General features: G+C 72.1%; 17 protein-coding genes and 1 riboswitch. Of the genes, 6 read left to right on the forward strand and 11 right to left on the reverse strand.

Annotated elements, in window-relative coordinates:
- The first annotated feature begins 69 nt into the window (after positions 1–69).
- Both ABT127_RS21045 and ABT127_RS21050 read left to right on the forward strand, forming a co-directional pair.
- Entirely contained in the window at positions 70–264 is a 195-nt protein-coding gene (locus ABT127_RS21045; RefSeq protein ID WP_351452064.1) for a hypothetical protein, read from the forward strand.
- Positions 265–348: 84 nt separating this feature from the next.
- Entirely contained in the window at positions 349–1,926 is a 1,578-nt protein-coding gene (locus tag ABT127_RS21050) for a hypothetical protein (protein ID WP_351452067.1), read from the forward strand.
- A gap of 28 nt (positions 1,927–1,954) precedes the next feature.
- Here ABT127_RS21050 and ABT127_RS21055 read toward each other — a convergent pair whose 3' ends face one another.
- Positions 1,955–2,311 (reverse strand): DUF779 domain-containing protein, encoded by a 357-nt coding sequence (locus tag ABT127_RS21055; RefSeq protein ID WP_351452070.1) that lies wholly within the window; start codon positions 2,309–2,311, stop codon positions 1,955–1,957.
- Between the two features lie 74 nt (positions 2,312–2,385).
- On the opposite strand from ABT127_RS21055, the gene ABT127_RS21060 reads away from it, so the two are divergent.
- Positions 2,386–2,742, forward strand: coding sequence for a hypothetical protein (locus ABT127_RS21060; protein WP_351452073.1), 357 nt, complete (start codon positions 2,386–2,388; stop codon positions 2,740–2,742).
- 30 nt (positions 2,743–2,772) lie between these two features.
- On the opposite strand, the gene ABT127_RS21065 is transcribed toward ABT127_RS21060, so the two are convergent.
- Complete coding sequence (locus tag ABT127_RS21065; protein ID WP_351452076.1) at positions 2,773–3,939, reverse strand: hypothetical protein; 1,167 nt, start codon at positions 3,937–3,939, stop codon at positions 2,773–2,775.
- 332 nt (positions 3,940–4,271) lie between these two features.
- Here ABT127_RS21065 and ABT127_RS21070 point away from each other — a divergent pair, with 332 nt between their 5' ends.
- Positions 4,272–4,892 (forward strand): L-threonylcarbamoyladenylate synthase, encoded by a 621-nt coding sequence (locus tag ABT127_RS21070; RefSeq protein WP_351452079.1) that lies wholly within the window; start codon positions 4,272–4,274, stop codon positions 4,890–4,892.
- Between the two features lie 83 nt (positions 4,893–4,975).
- Here ABT127_RS21070 and ABT127_RS21075 read toward each other — a convergent pair whose 3' ends face one another.
- The 4 genes from ABT127_RS21075 to ABT127_RS21090 form a co-directional block, all read right to left on the reverse strand.
- Positions 4,976–5,761, reverse strand: a complete 786-nt coding sequence (locus ABT127_RS21075) for an ABC transporter ATP-binding protein (RefSeq protein ID WP_351452082.1) — start codon at positions 5,759–5,761, stop codon at positions 4,976–4,978.
- Positions 5,758–6,780: a FecCD family ABC transporter permease gene (locus ABT127_RS21080; RefSeq protein WP_502971749.1), complete on the reverse strand. Its 1,023-nt coding sequence runs from the start codon at positions 6,778–6,780 to the stop codon at positions 5,758–5,760. Before ABT127_RS21080 ends, ABT127_RS21075 begins: the two co-directional genes overlap by 4 nt.
- Positions 6,777–7,841: an ABC transporter substrate-binding protein gene (locus ABT127_RS21085; RefSeq protein WP_502971750.1), complete on the reverse strand. Its 1,065-nt coding sequence runs from the start codon at positions 7,839–7,841 to the stop codon at positions 6,777–6,779. Before ABT127_RS21085 ends, ABT127_RS21080 begins: the two co-directional genes overlap by 4 nt.
- A 52-nt stretch (positions 7,842–7,893) precedes the next feature.
- Positions 7,894–8,064, reverse strand: a riboswitch (cobalamin riboswitch).
- A gap of 82 nt (positions 8,065–8,146) precedes the next feature.
- A complete protein-coding gene (locus tag ABT127_RS21090) occupies positions 8,147–8,830 on the reverse strand; it encodes an alpha/beta fold hydrolase (protein WP_351452085.1) in 684 nt (227 codons plus the stop codon).
- A 379-nt stretch (positions 8,831–9,209) separates the two neighbouring features.
- Here ABT127_RS21090 and ABT127_RS21095 point away from each other — a divergent pair, with 379 nt between their 5' ends.
- Positions 9,210–10,427, forward strand: coding sequence for an MFS transporter (locus ABT127_RS21095; RefSeq protein WP_351452088.1), 1,218 nt, complete (start codon positions 9,210–9,212; stop codon positions 10,425–10,427).
- Positions 10,428–10,440: 13 nt separating this feature from the next.
- Here ABT127_RS21095 and ABT127_RS21100 read toward each other — a convergent pair whose 3' ends face one another.
- Positions 10,441–11,019 (reverse strand): dihydrofolate reductase family protein, encoded by a 579-nt coding sequence (locus ABT127_RS21100; RefSeq protein WP_351452091.1) that lies wholly within the window; start codon positions 11,017–11,019, stop codon positions 10,441–10,443.
- 248 nt (positions 11,020–11,267) lie between these two features.
- Here ABT127_RS21100 and ABT127_RS21105 point away from each other — a divergent pair, with 248 nt between their 5' ends.
- Positions 11,268–12,062 (forward strand): STAS domain-containing protein, encoded by a 795-nt coding sequence (locus ABT127_RS21105; protein WP_351452093.1) that lies wholly within the window; start codon positions 11,268–11,270, stop codon positions 12,060–12,062.
- Positions 12,063–12,076: 14 nt separating this feature from the next.
- Here the strand turns inward: ABT127_RS21105 and ABT127_RS21110 are convergent, their stop codons facing one another.
- The 4 genes from ABT127_RS21110 to ABT127_RS21125 are packed head-to-tail and all read right to left on the reverse strand — an operon-like array spanning position 12,077 to position 15,517.
- Positions 12,077–13,000 carry a MurR/RpiR family transcriptional regulator gene (locus ABT127_RS21110; RefSeq protein WP_351452096.1) on the reverse strand — a complete coding sequence of 308 codons (924 nt, stop codon included), beginning with the start codon at positions 12,998–13,000 and terminating at the stop codon, positions 12,077–12,079.
- Positions 13,001–13,028: 28 nt separating this feature from the next.
- Positions 13,029–13,955 carry an NAD(P)-dependent oxidoreductase gene (locus tag ABT127_RS21115; RefSeq protein WP_351452099.1) on the reverse strand — a complete coding sequence of 309 codons (927 nt, stop codon included), beginning with the start codon at positions 13,953–13,955 and terminating at the stop codon, positions 13,029–13,031.
- Positions 13,952–14,536 carry a glucose-6-phosphate isomerase family protein gene (locus tag ABT127_RS21120; RefSeq protein WP_351452102.1) on the reverse strand — a complete coding sequence of 195 codons (585 nt, stop codon included), beginning with the start codon at positions 14,534–14,536 and terminating at the stop codon, positions 13,952–13,954. Before ABT127_RS21120 ends, ABT127_RS21115 begins: the two co-directional genes overlap by 4 nt.
- 36 nt (positions 14,537–14,572) lie before the next feature.
- The gene (locus ABT127_RS21125; RefSeq protein WP_351452103.1) at positions 14,573–15,517 is read right to left on the reverse strand and encodes a shikimate dehydrogenase; all 945 of its coding nucleotides are present in this window, start codon (positions 15,515–15,517) and stop codon (positions 14,573–14,575) included.
- Between the last annotated feature and the right edge of the window lie 2 nt (positions 15,518–15,519).

Genomic DNA, 15,519 nt, shown 5'->3' on the forward strand with positions numbered 1-15,519 from the left:
GAACGCCCTCCGCTGCGCCACACTTGCGGCCGAAAGCCACGGTGCTGACGTGGCGGAGGAGGTTCGGCGATGTCCCTGTCCATTTCCCTCGTGGTACTGCTCCTGATCGTCGCGGTGATCATTCTGCGCAACGGCGCCATGAAGGTCCCCCACGCCCTGGTCTGCGTGCTGCTCGGGTTCCTGCTCGCCGGCACGCACGCGGCCCCCACCATCCATGACGGCATCAACGCCACCGCGGGCCTGGTCAGCAGCCTGAAACCGTGACCGGAACCCGGTGATCGTTGCGGCTTCGTGAACAACCCCCCTCCCTGCATGGACACTTCAAGCGGCGGCGCCTAGCTTCGCGGCATGCCGCTTCGCAGACAGCTCGCCCGCGCCCTCGCCGTCACGCTGACCGTGGCCGGAGTCGGCCTCGCCGGCCCGGCCGGTGCCGGGGCCGACGAGATCCCCAAGGCCCCGGGCCACCGTCTCGTCCCGCAGTACTCGGGCGCACCGGCCCAGCCGCAGGCCGTCCCCGGCCCGGCCCCGGACCAGCACCCCTACCTCGCGGCGAACGGCCGCAGCGGCATGCACGCGGACGGCTGGGGCAGCGGCACCTACCCGTGGAGCGGCCCGAACGGCAACGCCCCGCAGGTCACCAGCGAGCAGATGGCCGCGCTCGGCGGCGAGTGCGCCACCGTCACCTTCGACAAGGAGGGCCGCATCGTCACCGTGTGCGGCACCTTCACCGGCTTCCTGGTCAAGCTCCTCGATCCGCACAGCCTGGCGACCCTCGCCGAGTACAAGCTCCCGCAGCGCCCCTCCACCGTCGAGGCCATCACCACGCTCGATTTCTCCAAGATCTTCAAGGACACCTCCGGCGGCGCCTACTCCTACCTCGACGACCAGGACCGCCTCGTCCTCGCCGACTCTCGCCAGCACATCCTGCGGATCGCGCACACCCGTACGGCGGACGGCAGCTGGAAGTTCGAGGTCACCGACGACTGGGACCTGACCGGCGTCGTCCCGCACGACTGCGCGTCCTGGACGAACCTCTACCCGAGCGGCGAGTGCGACCCCGTCACCTCCGTGATGCCGGACTGGCAGGGCCGCGTGTGGTGGGTGACCCGGCAGGGCCGCGTCGGCACCGTCGACCCGGCCACGGGCACCATCAGGTCGATCCGCCTGGAGGGGGAGGAGATCCAGAACTCCTTCTCCGTGGCGAAGGACGGCGTCTCGATCGTCACCGACCACGCGCTGTACAGCTTCGGCGCGACCGCCGACGGCACCCCGAAGGCCGTGTGGCGCCAGACGTACGACCGCGGCACCGGCACCAAACCGGGCTCCGTGAACCAGGGTTCGGGCACCACCCCCGACCTGTTCGGCATCCAGGACGACTACGTCGCCATCACCGACAACGCCGACGACCGGATGAACGTCCTCGTCTACCGGCGCGACGCCGACGTCCCCGCCGACGAGCGGCTGGTCTGCAAGGTGCCGGTCTTCGGCTCCGGCGCGTCCACGACCGACAACTCCCTCATCTCGTACGGGAACAGCCTCGTCGTCGAGAACAACTACGGCTACGAGAACATCACTTCGCTCACCTTCGGGCGCAGCGTCGTCGGCGGTGTCACCCGGATCGACGTGCGCGCCGACGGCAGCGGCTGCGACACGGTGTGGGAGAGCGGCGTGCGCTCCCCGTCCACCGTGCCGAAGCTCTCCACCGCCAACGGACTGCTGTACCTCTACACCAAGGAACCCAACTCCCTCGGCGTGGACGCCTGGTACCTCACCGCCGTCGACTTCCGCACCGGCGCCACCCGGTGGAAGCGGCTCGTCGGGACCGGCGTCGCCTACGACAACAACTGGGCGCCCGTGACACTCGGCCCCGACGGCACCGCGTACGTGGGCGTGTTCAACGGGCTGGTGGCCGTACACGACAGCTGACGGCCCTCACGCCCCGGAGAGCGTACGGCTAGGCGTCGACCAGCCGGGAACGGATCAGAAAGCGTACGCCCTCCGGCGCCTCCAGCGAGAAGCCGCTGCCGCGGCCCTCGACGACATCGACGATGAGGCGGGTGTGACTCCACACGTCGTACTGGCTCTTCGACATCCAGAACGACACGGGCTCCGCCACCCCCTCCACCGTCAGCTCCTGGAGCAGCACGTCGGAGCCGCCGGTGCGGAACTCGCCCGCCGGATAGCACATCGGAGCGCTGCCGTCGCAGCAGCCGCCGGACTGGTGGAACATCAGCGGACCGTGGGCCGCGCGCAGCCGCCGCAGCAGGTCGGCGGCCGCGGACGTCAGCTCCACGCGGGGTACGTCGGTCATGGGAACGAGTATCCGCGGCAGGACGTTGCGACGACGTTGCACGCGTGAGCGCCGCGCCCGCATAGGCTCCCCGCATGGAACAGAGGGAGATCATTCTGCGGGCCATCGGTGTGCTGACCGAGACGCAGGAGATGGTACGCAGGCTCAGCGACGGAGAGGAACTGGACACCGATCTGTCCCAGTTGGGGCGCCTGGTGTCGGAGGTGTTCCCGACGGTGGAGATCCCGGCCGGGTCCACCGCGGAAGAGGCGGCGGAACTGACCATCGCCGCGCTCATGCCGGCCAGTGTGTCGCTCGTCGAGGCGTTCGCGTTCCTCTTCACCCAGCTCGCCAAGGTGCACGACGAGGGACACGGCGACGTGAACTCCACCGAGCTGCTCAGGGAGATCGCGCTGCGGATGTCCGACCCGGGGGAGACCGGGTCGGACTGAAACCGGGAGCCGAACCGCTCCGGTCGCCCGCTAGCCCTTGCTGTTCGGGTCGCGGAACCGGCCGAAGGCCTTCGTCAGCGCGCTCAGCGGTGAGCCGTCCGGCCTCGTGCCGGGCGGCGTCAACGGCAGGCTCGACGGCACGCCCTCGCTCTTGCGTGCCTCGTTCAGCGCGGACTGCGCCGCCTCGGCCGCCTCCTTGTACGCGTCACGGGACTTGGTCATCGCCTCCAGCGCCTCGGCGTAGCGGCCGACCATGTCCTGCGCGTGGTGCAGCTCCTCGTCCGGCGTCAGCAGGTGCCAGCCCTTGCGCAGCCGCGCGAGGGCCTGCTCCGCGTCCTCCGGCAGCGGCCTCGGCAGCGTCGCGAACTCGATGATCCTGGCGATGAGTTCGGACGGCTCGCTGCCGTTCAGGAAAACGTTCGACACCGCCGCGCGCTCCGGGTCGTAGCCCGGCAGTGGCGGCTGTGTCGGCAGCACGACGGCGCCGCCGCGCGGCATCCGCACGCTCAGCTCCCGCTTCAGGGCGGCGTCCGCGATCTGCGACTGCTCGGGCGAGGCCCGGTGCTCTATCACCCGGTGCCGCAGACTCGGCGGCAGGAACGGCGTGATCGGCTGCTCACCGCGCGCGTCCGGCGTCATCGCCTCGTGCACCACGACATGCGTGTACCAGCTGCGCCGCGCCCAGTCCCTGACCTGGTGCCGCAGTTCGTCCGGGTCCTTGGGCAGATGGTTCGTGGCCCGCAGCCGCAGCCCCGAGACCGTGTCGTGGTCCCAGCCGACCACGGCGCTGTCCGGCCAGAACATCGTCGCGGGGGACGGCCAGCCCAGGTCCCAGGGCCGGTCGGCCTCGGCGGCGAGCACCCAGACGATGCCGTCGCCCTCCTTGCGGCGCGCCTCCATGTCGTACGTCGTCAGCTGTGCGCGCACCGTGACGTCGTCGGCGACCCGCCACCGGGCCTCGAACTGCCGACGGGCGAGCGGGCCCGGGTCGGCGTCCTCGTCGCGCGGGTGCAGCACGGAGGAACGCGCCGCCTCGACCGGATCGAGGTCGAGGAAGTCGTCGAGCACCCCGGCCGCCTTGAGGGCGATCAGGTTGCGCCGGACGTCCTGCTCGGGCTCGTGCCCGAGATGCCGCCCTCGGGACAGCCACACGGTGTCGGGGGCGGGAGTGAAGGAAGATTTCTTCTTGGTGGTCATGAAGTCGTTCTGTGGGCGGTCGGGGCGCAGCCAGTATGGTCCGTGGACCTGCGGACGCGCTCGGTCGGGGTGGGTCGGTGTCGGGATTGTCGCGCGTGGGCGGCGAATCCGTCGGACGGTGAATGCCGGGTGTGTCGTGTTCCGCCGTACGCCGCAGCGCGCGGGCGCGGCGGCCGTTGTCTGTGCCGGTGCCCGCGCCCCCGTGGGGAGCAGGGCGCCGTCCGCCGCCGGTGATTCCCGCCCATGCCGCGATCCGCCTTCCCTCGGTCGTTCCCGTGCGCCGCGCCCGTCCGCGCGGGCGTCCGCCGTTCCTGATCCCGTAGGCTCGGCGGATGGCCAGGTACTTCGACGTCCACCCCGCGAACCCGCAGGCACGCATCATCGGAGCGGTTGCCGACGGCATCCGTGACAGTGCACTTGTCGCCTACCCCACGGACTCCTGTTATGCACTCGGCTGCCGCCTCGGCAACCGGGAAGGTGTCGACCGGATCCGCCAGATCCGGCACCTCGACGACAAGCACCACTTCACGCTCGTGTGCCAGGACTTCGCACAGCTGGGCAGATTCGTGATGATCGACAACGACGTGTTCCGTGCGATCAAGGCGGCCACGCCGGGCAGCTACACCTTCATCCTGCCCGCCACCCGCGAGGTGCCGCGGCAGCTCCAGCACCCCAAGAAGAAGACGGTGGGGGTCCGCATCCCCGACCACGTCGTCACCCAGGCGCTCCTCGCCGAGCTCGGCGAGCCGCTGCTGTCGAGCACCCTGCTGCTTCCCGGCGAGGACGAGCCGCTCACCCAGGGCTGGGAGATCAAGGAACGGCTCGACCACGTCGTGGACGCCGTCCTCGACTCCGGCGACTGCGGCACCGAGCCCACCACCGTGATCGACTTCTCGGGCGGCGAGGCCGAGGTCGTCCGGCGCGGCGCGGGAGACCCCGACCGCTTCGAGTGAGCTTCACCGCCGGAACCGCCCGTCGGCGCGTCGGGAACGGGCGGTCCGGCGTCGTCGGGAATCGGCACCGAGTGGTGAGGTTCCTAGGAACGGCTCCCGAGGGTCCCCAGGAACCGGATGTGCGGCCGCTCGCCCGGCTCCGGGACGGTCACCCGGGCACGGACCCCGTACACGTCCGCGATCAGCTCCTCGGTGAGCACCTCCTCCGGCGCGCCCGCCGAGACGACCCGTCCCTGGCGCACCACGACGACCTGCGCGCAGTACGCGGCGGCCAGATTCAGGTCGTGCAGCGCGACGACACTGGTCAGGCCGAGGCCCGTGATCAGGTCGAGCAGTTCCAGCTGGTGCTGGATGTCCAGATGGTTGGTCGGCTCGTCGAGCAGCAGCTCGCGCGGCTCCTGGGCCAGGGCGCGGGCGATCTGCACCCGCTGCCGCTCACCGCCCGACAGGGTGTGCCACAGCCGGTGCGCCTTGTCGGCCAGGCCGCTGCGCTCCAGCGCGGAGCGGACCGCGCCCTCGTCGGCCGCGGACGCCGGCGCCCACGCGCGGCGGTGCGGGATCCGTCCCAGCCGCACCACATCGGCGACGGTCAGCTCGACCTGGGTGTCGGACTGCTGCTCCACCACGGCGACCCGCCGCGCGACCGTGCGGCGCGGGACGTCCGCCAGCGGCGCGCCGTCGAGGGTGACGACACCGGAGTCCGGGGCGAGCACCCCGGCGAGCACCCGCAGCAGGGTGGATTTCCCCGAACCGTTCGGGCCGAGCAGGCCCGTCACGGTGCCGGGGCGCGGGGCGAGCTCCACCCCGTCGAGGATCAGCGCGCCGCCCGCCGACCGCGACACGCGCTCCGCGCGCAGCCCGGACGTCACCGGACGGCCCTGCGCCGGTACAGCACCAGCACGAACGCGGGCACACCGATCAAGGACGTCACCACTCCCACCGGAACCTCCTGAGGTGCCAGGACCGTACGCGCCGCCGTGTCCACCCAGACCAGGAAGACCGCGCCGGCGAGCGCCGTCACCGGCAGCAGCCGGGTGTGCCCGGGGCCGACGAGGGCGCGCGCCGCGTGCGGCAGCACCAGACCGACGAAGCCGATCGCGCCCGCCGCGCTGACCAGGACCGCGGTCAGCAGGGCCGTCACGCACAGCAGGATCAGCCGGGTGCGGGCCACCCGGACTCCCAGCGCGGCGGCCGCCTCCGGGCCGAAGGCGAACGCGTCGAGCGTGCGCCCGTACCCGAGACACACGACCAGTGCGACCACGAGGACCGCGAGACACAGCCACACCTCGGTCCAGCCGACGCCGCCGAGCGAGCCGAGCAGCCAGAAGAGCACGCCGCGCGTCGTCTCCGCGTCGGCGGCCGTCAGCACCACGACCGAGGTCAGCGCGGAGAACAGCTGCATCGCCGCCACCCCGCTGAGCACCACCCGGTCCGTCGTGCCGCCCAGGGTGTGGCTGAGCAGCAGCACCAGCGCGAACGAGACGACCGCGCCGATGAACGCCCCGCCGGACACCGACAGCGCGCCGCCGCCCACCCCGAGGACCACGACGAGCACCGCGCCCGTCGACGCCCCCGAGGACACCCCGAGCACGAACGGATCGGCGAGCGGATTGCGCAGCAGCGCCTGCAGCACGGTGCCGCACACGGCGAGCCCGGCCCCGCAGACGGCCGCGAGCAGGGCCCGCGGCAGCCGCAGGTTCCAGACGATGCCGTCGCGGATCGGCGACAGGTCCGAACTGCCCCAGCCGAGCCGCGCGCCCACCGCCGACCACACGTCGCCGACACGGATCTGCGCCGGTCCGAAGGTGATCGCCGCGGCGACTGACGCGCAGAGCGCGAACACGCCGGCCGCCCAGTACAGAGCGGACCGCAGCGTCGTCGCACTCACCGGGCGATACCGAAGTCGCCGAGCGCGGCGGCCACCTTCTCCACTCCGTCCACGGTGCGGATCGTCGGGTTCATGTCCTGTCCGCTCAAGCGCACGTACCGCTTCTCGCGCACCGCCGTCATGTTCTTCGTGACGGGGTCGGACTCCAGGAACCTGATCTTCTGCGCCGCCGACTCGGCCGACTGAGAGCGGCGCGTCAGGTCACCGATGACGAGGACGTCCGGATCGCGGTCCGCGACGGTCTCCCAGCCGATCTGCGGCCACTCCTCGTGGGTGTCGTCGAAGACGTTGCGCAACCCCAGCTCCTCGGTGATGACACCCGGGGCGCCGCAACAGCCCGCCATGTAGGGCGAGTCGGAGTTGGCGAACCAGTACAGCACGCTGACGTCCGGGGCGTCGGCCGCCGAAGCGGCCTTGTCGACGCGGGCCTTGAGCGAGGCGATGAGCTTCTCGCCGCGCTCCGCCACGTCGAAGATCCGCGCCAGGTCGCGTATCTCGCCGTAGACGGTGTCGAGGGTGAGCGCCTCGGTCCGCTCGCCGTCGCCGTCACCGCTGTTGTCCTTGCCCGCGCAGTCGCTCGGGGAGAGGTAGGTGGGGACGCCGAGTTCGGCGAACTTCCCGCGTGACGCGACGCCGCCCTTGCTGAGGGTGTAATTGAACGAGGCGGCCGCGAAGTCGGGTTCGGTGGCGAGGACCTTCTCGAAGGAGGGGTAGCGGTCGGCGAGCCGGGGCACCTTCGCGTTCGCCTTCTCAAGTCCCTTGAGCACCGGGTCCGTCCAGGTGCCGGTGCCCACCATCCGGTCGGCGAGACCGAGCGACAGCATGATCTCCGCCGCGCCCTGGTCGAGGGCGACGGCACGCCGCGGGGCGCCGTCGACGCGCACCTTCGTGCCGCAGTTGTCGACCGTGACGCCGCGCGCCGACCTCTCGTCGCCGGTGACGTCGGCCGGTCCTCCGCACCCGGCCAGGAACAGGGCGCCGGCCAACAGCGGTGCGCCGCGGCGGACATGACGGGTGAAACGAGCGGGCAGCACAGGGAATCCTCTGCGTCCAGGGCTCATACGCGGAGCCGGCCTACGGTCCACCCCCGGCCGCGGAACGCCCCCGGAGGCCGCCAGCAGGTCTTCGGACTCGGGGTCGTCCGCGCGAAGCGCCTTCCCAGACCGTGTCACCGGACCAGTGGCTGTGGCTCCGCCCGTCACCCTCACCGCTGCGCGTCAGTTCCGGCTTTCCACCGGATTCCCTGACCCGTGCACGGACAGACCGTGCAAAGGTACGACTGGCCCGGCGAAAGTACCACGGGCCCGGTGGGAGCCCTGGTGCCGGGGTTTTCGGGCATCGCCCTGGTCCGGCCGCTCCGCACCGATCAGGCGCCGAGGAACGCGGAGACCTCCGCCGCGAACTCCTCCGGCGCCTCCCGGTGGACCAGGTGCCCGACCGGGAGGGTCAGCAGCCGCCCGCCGGGAATCCGCCGCGCCAGCTCCGCGACACCGTCCTGCGGCACATGGCTGAGAGGCCCGCCCGCCACCACCAGCGTCTCGGCGGTGATCGCACCCAGCTGCTCCAGCCAGTGCGCGGGCGGGGTGTCGAGCTGCGGCCGGACCTGCACCAGCATCTCCCAGTCGAAGGACAGCTCTCCGTCCGGGCGCACCAGCGGCGGAGGTGTCCGCGGGCGGGGCAGCGGAACGTCCTCGAGCACCAGCCGCGTCACCCGCTCCGGCTCGGCCGCCGCCAGCAGATGGGCGACCACGCCGCCCATGGAGTGCGCGACGATCCGCGTCCGGTCGATGCCCAGAGCGTCCAGGAACGCGGTCACGTCGTCCCGCATCAGCTCCAGGGAGTACCGTCCCGGCCGGTCACTGTGCCCGTGCCCGCGCAGGTCCAGGGCGTGCACCCGGTGGTCGCGGGCGAACGCCGGTGCCACCGGTGCCCAGTCGGCGGCGCCCTCGCCCAGCCCGTGCAGCAGCAGGAGCGGCACGGCGTCCGGCGGTCCCGACACCTCGTAGGACAGCCTGATCCCCGCCACCCGCACCGTGCGTCGCTCCGGCATGTATCCGATGCCCCCGCCCTCGCCTTCGCACGGCCAACACGCCGACCGTGAAGATCAGTTGGTCCCGCGAGGCTACGTCATGCCGGGCGGCCGGGGGACATGGGCGACGGTCTTGGCCGCTGGCCGAGGGCCGCGGTGGACGAGCCGTTCCCGACCGTCGACGACACGGCGTGGCCGGATGCCTCCCCGGTGTCGTGACACACATCACCGAAGCGGCCCTCCGAACCCGGAATGCGTGGCCGGACCGGACGGCTGCACTGCAGGTCACATGCGTTCCAGGGGTGCAGATTTTGCCCCTGGATATACGTGAATATCCTTGAACGTTCTGGAAAAACCCGCCCGTCACACCCCGCACGTCTTCGAAAGGTTCCCCCGCACCATGCCGCTGGCCCTGTTGGCCCTGGCCGTTGTCGCGTTCGGCATCGGCACGACCGAGTTCGCCACGATGGGGCTGCTGCCCCAGATAGCCGACGGCGTCCATGTCTCCGTGCCCCACGCGGGCAACCTCGTCTCGGCGTACGCCCTCGGTGTCGTCGTCGGCGCCCCGCTGCTCACCGGCATCGGCGCACGCATCCCGCACAAGCGGCTGCTGCTGCTCCTGACCGGCCTCTTCGTCCTCGGCAACGCCGCGTCCGCGCTCGCCCCCTCCTTCGGCTCGCTCTTCGCCGCCCGCTTCGTGGCGGGCCTGCCGCACGGCGCGCTGTTCGGTGTGGGGGCCGTCGTCGCCTCCCGGCTGGTCGCCCCGGACCGGGCGGCCCGCGCCGTGTCGAAGATGTTCCTCGGACTCACCGTCGCGAACATCGTCGGCGTGCCCGCCGGCACCGCGCTGGGACAGCAGCTCGGCTGGCGCGCCGCCTACTGGGCCGTCGCCGTCATCGGTGTCGTCGCCCTCGCCGCGCTCGCCGTCTTCGTGCCGCACCAGCCGCGCGGCGAGCAGTCCGGCATCCGGCACGAGCTGCGCGCCATGGGCAACAAGCAGGTCGCGCTGGGCCTCGCCACGGCCGTCGTCGGCTTCGGCGGCTTCTTCGCCGTCTACAGCTACCTCGTCCCGATGCTGACGCACCTCACCGGCATCTCGGACTCCTCCACCACGCTGGTCCTCGCCCTGTACGGCGTCGGCATGACGGCCGGCACCCTCCTCGCGGGCCCGCTGACCGACCGTGCGCTGCGACCGACCCTGTACGGCGGGCTCGCGCTGCTCGCCGCCGCGCTGGTCACGTTCTACTTCACCGTCCACAGCACGGTGGCCGCGCTGGTGACGATCACCTTCATCGGCGCGATGGGCTCACTCATCACCACGCCGGTCCAGATGCTGCTCATGGCCAAGGCGAAGAACGCCCCCACCATGGCCGCCGCCTCCAACCACTCCGCGTTCAACCTGGCCAACGCGGGCGGCGCGTGGATCGGCGGTCTGGTCATCTCTGCGGGCTGGGGCTGGGCCGCGCCCAACCTCGCCGGAGCCGTGCTCGCCGTGGCCGGTCTGGGACTCGCGCTCGTGGCCGGTCTGACCGACCGGGGCGGCCGGAGCTCCGAGGTGGCCGCGGCCTCGCCCGGCGAGAGCGCGGAGCAGCGGCCCGCACCGGTCGAGTCCAGCTGACCCGGACCCGCGCTCAGGGGTGCAGGGTGGGCCGGTAGCTCAGCTCCTGGATGTCCCCGTCGAGGGTCCGGCTCTCGATCAGCTCCAGGTCGAAGTCCTGCGCACCCGCGAAGATCGGGGCGAGCCCGGTACGGCCCGTGATCACGGGGAAGACCGTCACCTGCACCCGGTCGACCAGACCGGCGGCCATCAGCGCCCGGTTCATCGCGAGGCTGCCGTGCGAGCGCAGCGGCACCGCCGACTCCGCCTTGAGCCGGGCGACGACATCGACGGCGTCACCCTTCTCGACGGTGGCGTCGGGCCAGTCCAGGGGAGCTTCCAGCGTCGACGACACCACCGTCGCCGGAAGGTTCCGCATCCGGGTGACCCAGGGGTCCCGCACGTCGGAGTCCTCGGTGCTCGCGGCCAGCATCTGCGCGAACAGCTTGTACGTCTTCGCCCCGAGGACCATCCGCTGGTCGGTGGCGTACTGGGCGAGCCGGTGGGCGAGCAGCTCGGGCCCCTGCTTGCCCCAGTACCCGGTCCAGTCGCCACCGGCTCCGCCGAAGCCGTCGAGGCTGGAGAAGACGTCGAAGGTGTACGTGGTGGTCATGGCGTTCCCCTTGTCCGTGGGCGTCCCGGGCGAATGCCCCGTCGGTGAGTGAGACCGTCCGGCGCGGCGGGACTCATCGCCCGGGCGGCGGCTCATTCAGGATCTCCGCCGAGCCCCGCGGGCGCAGATCGGAGAGGCCGCGCCGCACGGCCCGGCGCTCTGTGGTGCGTGCACGGGTAATTCTTCCGGCCGCCGATGGCCTCTAGGCTGGAGGAGCGTCGTCAGCACGGCTTGGGCGGGTGGAGCGCATGGCATGGTCCGTATCGGTGCCGGGCATCGAGGTGGCGGTCGCCGCGCAGCCCGAGCGGACGATCGTGCACGTCGCGGGCCGCCTCGACCAGGATGCCGTGGTCGCGCTGCGCCGGCAGCTGTCGGACCACCACCGCTGCCTGGTCCTGGACTTCAGCCGGGTGTCCTTCGTGGGGATGGCCGGAGTGGCCCTCGTCGAGGCGGTCGCCGAGCAGGTGCGGGCCGCGGGCGGTGAGCTGGAGGTCTGGGGCGTTGACGATCCCCGGCTGCGACAGATGCACGAGAGCGGCCGGCTGCGTGCCCTGTGCCGGCACGCGGGACGCGGCGCGGAGACCACCGCCCCGGCCGAGAGCCGCAACCGGCTGGTGATGCGGGAGGCGCTGGCGGCGGCCCTGCGCGTGACCGGTGCTCCGATGGGCAACGCCCAGCTCCTGGACTCCACCTCGCAGTCCCTGCGCATCACGACACAGCGGGGCTTCCACCAGCCGTTCCTGGACTTCTTCCGCCGGGTGGAGACCAGGGCGCACGGCAGCGCCTGCGGCGCGGCCGCGGAACAGCGCAGCGCCGTCTACGTGGAGGACGTCCGGGTGTCCGAGCTGTTCGTGGGCACACCGGCGGCGGAGGTTCTCAGGGACGCGGGGGTGCAGGCCGTCGCCTCGCTGCCCGTGATGACAGTGGCGGGCGACCTGGCGGGGATGCTCTCCACCCACTTCGCCCGGCCCACCGTGTGGACGCCCGAGGTGCGCCGTGAGCTGGGGTACGTGGCCGAGGCGGCCGGCCGGCTGATCCGCTGACCGGCCCGGCGACCTCAGGCCTTGCGGCGCCCGCGCGAGTGCCGGATACCCGCCTCGTACGTCTCCTGGAGCGTGTGCAGCGTCTCGTCGAAGTGCCGTGCCGCGTACGTCGCGTAGAGGATGTCGACCAGCAGCAGCTGACCCCACTTGGAGGTCACGGACTCGCCGTACAGGCCCGCCCCCTCGACGTTCGACGTGAACAGCGGCACGTCCGCGAGCCGGGCCAGCGGGCTCTTGGGGGCCGCGGTGATGGCGATGGTGGCGGCCCCGCGGTCGACGGCCAGCCGGGTCGCCTCCACGACGGCGGTGGTCTGGCCGGAGTCGCTGATCGCGATGAGGACGTCGCCGGGGGCGAGCACCGTGGCGACCATCATCTGCACGCTCTGGTCGCGGTAGTGCAGGCACTTCTTTCCGGCGCGGGTGAAGCGCATGACGCCTTCCTCGGCGGCGATGCCTGAGGCGCCCATGGAGCAGAAGACGAGGGCGTTCGCCTCGTCGAGGAGCGCGGCGGCCTCGGCCAGTGCCTCGGCGTCGACCTGCCGGGCGGTCCGGGTGAGGGCCTGCCGGCTGCTGCGCTCGATCTTGCCGATGATGGCGGGCGCGGCGTCGTCCCGGAGGATTCCCTCGTAGACGAACTCCGCCTCGCCGCCGCCCGCGGCGGTGCGGGTGGCGGCGAAGCGGGCCTCGGCGAGACCGACGCGCAGCGTGTGATAGCTCTCCAGGCCCATCTCCCGCACGAAACGGGAGACGGTCGACTCGGCGACCCCGCACGCCGAGGCGAGCTGCGTGATCGTCATGGCCTGTGCCTCGGTGGGATGGGCCACGAGGTACTCGGCGATCTGGCGCAGCGCGGACGGCAGATAGGGCAGCCGGCGGGTGATCTGGTGCAGCACATTGCCGCCACCGGGTGCCGCCGTGCCCTCTGCTGGGACTGCCATCGCTCGCTCCGCTCGTCGGTGTGGCCGGTTATCCGTCGCGGGCCCCGCTCAGGGCCTGGAGAAGATTGTCCACTGCCGCCCGGGTGGCCCGGTCGACGCTCTCCTCGGTGAACCCGCCGATGTGGGGCGTACTGACCGCCAGTGGGTGCGCGAGCAGGTCCCGGTCGGCGGGCGGCTCCACCTCGAAGACATCCGTGGCGTACCCGCCCAGGCGCCCGTCGTCGAGCGCGGCGCGCACCGCGCGCGGATCGATCAGCGAGGCGCGGGCCGTGTTGACCAGGCAGGCGCCCGGCCGGACGGCGTCGAGGAACACCGTGTCGACCAGCGGCCCGCCGGACGGCGGCGGACAGTGCAGCGTGAGCACGTCGGACTCGGCCAGCAGCCGCGGCAGCGGAGTGTCGCCCACGCCGGGCGCCGCGTCGTGGCTGAGGACCCGCATGCCCAGGGCGCGTCCCAGGGCGGCGACCCGGCTGCCGATCCGGCCGCACCCGATGACCCCGAGGGTGCGGCCCGCGAGTTCGCGGCCGCGCCTGCGCCGCCATTCACCGTGGCGCAGAGCGGCGTCCTGAGCGGGGATGGCGCGGCCCGAGGCCAGGATGAGGGCGAGGGTGAGTTCGGCGACCCCCTGGGCGTTGGCGTCGCCCGTGGTCGTCACCGTGATGCCCCGCTCGGCAGCGGCGGCCAGATCGACGGCGTCGGTGCCCACCCCGTTGCGGCTGATGACGCGCAGGCGGGGTGCCCCGGCCATGACGGCGCCGGTGATCGGCTCCACCCCGGCCAGATAGCCGACGCAGTCGGCCAGGGCCGCCCGCTGTTCGTCCGCGGTGGGCATGCGGCCCGGCGCCGGGTAGACCAGCTCGAATCCGGCGGCCTCCAGCTCCGCCAGGGCGGGGTGCCCGTCGGCGGACAGGGAGCGCGGGGTGACGGCGATCCGGGGGACGGCGGGGGCGCTCACGCGTCCTCCTGCCAGCGCGGGTTGTCGAGAACGGCGGGCTGCCCGTCGCGCTCCACGACGATCTTGCGGAACCCCTTGGTCTCGATGGTGCCGTAGTCGTGTCCGGCGTGGCCGGGGAACGCGAAGAAGGTCACGAGCGGCTCGTCGGCGCCGGTGTTGATGGACCGGTGTGCGTAGCGGGCGGGCACGTAGACCGCGGTGCCGGGCGTGAACTCCTCCCACTGCACATGCCCCTCTGGGTTCTCCATGAGCATCAGGCCGCGCCCCGACAGGCAGTAGTAGATCTCCGAGGTCTCCAGCACCTCGTGGAAGTGCCCCTTGGTCATGAAGTACTCGTCACCGACCTTGCCCGGGTAGGTGATGCTGGTGCCGTAGGCGACCTCGCCGCTGCCGTGCGGGACGCCCATGTCGAAGAACTCGTAGACGAGCGTGCCCTGTTCGGCCAGGGCGCGGGCCGCGTCGGCATCGGCGTACATGTCGGCCATGTCGGCGACGTGGCGGCGCAGCGGCCGCTTCGTGGTGGACAGACCGGTGGCGGGCGAGAAGTCGGTGACGACGGCGTCACGGGTGGCGACGGTCATGCGGATGCTCCTTGAAGTGGCGGGTACGGGGGTGGCCTACGCCTGTGCGGCGAGGGCGGACAGGCGGTCGAACTCGGGTCCCTGGGTGGGGATGTCGAGGGCGAACACCTCGGCGATCACGCGGGTCCAGCCGTGGATGAAGTACAGCCAGCCGTCCTCCACCGTGAGGTGACGCTCGACCTGCTGGGCGCGCGCCTGGTCGAGGAAGACGAGGTCGCCGCGGTAGTTGAAGTCCCAGGCGATCGCGTGCTCGGGGAAGCGGGCCGCGTCGGTCAGCGGGGAGCCGGGCCGGTCCTTGCCGAGCCCCGTGGCGTTGGCGACCACGGAGTGCGGGGCGAGGCGGGCGAGCTGGGCGTCGTTGACGTCGGGGGTGTCGGCGACGACGTACTCGACGGGGATGCTCAGACCCAGCTTCGTGTGCACGGCCCGCATCTCCTCCAGGCGGCCCGGGCGGCGGTTGGTAACGACGACGCGGCCCGGGACGTCCCCGCCGGCCAGCGCCCGCTCGTGCAGATGGAGGGTGAGCGCGAGCGCGGAGCCGCCCGCGCCGAGCAGCAGCAGGTCGCCTCCGGTGCGTCGCCAGTGATCCGGCGGGACCAGCGCGTCGAGGGAGAGCCCGCTGGTCAGCGGGTCCATGGCGTGGCCCCACAGGTGGCCGTCGCGCTTGGAGACGCTGCTGACCTCGTCGAGCAGCGCGGTCTGCGGGCCCACGGAGTCGAACAGGTCGTGGGCGGCCTTGTAGAGGTTGAGCTTGTGGGTGGTGACCAGGGCGCCCAGCGAGAGCGGGTCGTGCTTGATGAAGTCGACGACGTCGCGGTAATGCTCCGCGGTGTCGTCGAGGGGCAGGTCGATGCCCTGGATGACGGCGTCCAGACCCAGGGCGCGGGCCCAGGCCGGGAAGACTTTCATGATGGACGACTTGGTGGTGGTGACGCCGACGAAGTACATCGTCGGGCGCTGCGCGGGCGAGAGGCTGCCCATGC

Origin of the sequence: Streptomyces sp. NPDC001904 (assembly GCF_040297005.1) — a bacterium.
Classification (GTDB): Bacteria; Actinomycetota; Actinomycetes; order Streptomycetales; family Streptomycetaceae; genus Streptomyces.

What these genes read in the sequence shown, in the direction of transcription:
- ABT127_RS21045 (WP_351452064.1), top strand. Translation starts at nt 70, where the DNA reads ATGTCCCTGTCCATTTCCCTCGTGGTACTGCTCCTGATCGTCGCGGTG.
- ABT127_RS21050 (WP_351452067.1), top strand. Translation starts at nt 349, where the DNA reads ATGCCGCTTCGCAGACAGCTCGCCCGCGCCCTCGCCGTCACGCTGACC.
- ABT127_RS21055 (WP_351452070.1), bottom strand. Translation starts at nt 2,311, where the DNA reads ATGACCGACGTACCCCGCGTGGAGCTGACGTCCGCGGCCGCCGACCTG.
- ABT127_RS21060 (WP_351452073.1), top strand. Translation starts at nt 2,386, where the DNA reads ATGGAACAGAGGGAGATCATTCTGCGGGCCATCGGTGTGCTGACCGAG.
- ABT127_RS21065 (WP_351452076.1), bottom strand. Translation starts at nt 3,939, where the DNA reads ATGACCACCAAGAAGAAATCTTCCTTCACTCCCGCCCCCGACACCGTG.
- ABT127_RS21070 (WP_351452079.1), top strand. Translation starts at nt 4,272, where the DNA reads ATGGCCAGGTACTTCGACGTCCACCCCGCGAACCCGCAGGCACGCATC.
- ABT127_RS21085 (WP_502971750.1), bottom strand. Translation starts at nt 7,841, where the DNA reads ATGAGCCCTGGACGCAGAGGATTCCCTGTGCTGCCCGCTCGTTTCACC.
- ABT127_RS21090 (WP_351452085.1), bottom strand. Translation starts at nt 8,830, where the DNA reads ATGCCGGAGCGACGCACGGTGCGGGTGGCGGGGATCAGGCTGTCCTAC.
- ABT127_RS21095 (WP_351452088.1), top strand. Translation starts at nt 9,210, where the DNA reads ATGCCGCTGGCCCTGTTGGCCCTGGCCGTTGTCGCGTTCGGCATCGGC.
- ABT127_RS21100 (WP_351452091.1), bottom strand. Translation starts at nt 11,019, where the DNA reads ATGACCACCACGTACACCTTCGACGTCTTCTCCAGCCTCGACGGCTTC.
- ABT127_RS21105 (WP_351452093.1), top strand. Translation starts at nt 11,268, where the DNA reads ATGGCATGGTCCGTATCGGTGCCGGGCATCGAGGTGGCGGTCGCCGCG.
- ABT127_RS21110 (WP_351452096.1), bottom strand. Translation starts at nt 13,000, where the DNA reads ATGGCAGTCCCAGCAGAGGGCACGGCGGCACCCGGTGGCGGCAATGTG.
- ABT127_RS21120 (WP_351452102.1), bottom strand. Translation starts at nt 14,536, where the DNA reads ATGACCGTCGCCACCCGTGACGCCGTCGTCACCGACTTCTCGCCCGCC.
- ABT127_RS21125 (WP_351452103.1), bottom strand. Translation starts at nt 15,517, where the DNA reads ATGGGCAGCCTCTCGCCCGCGCAGCGCCCGACGATGTACTTCGTCGGC.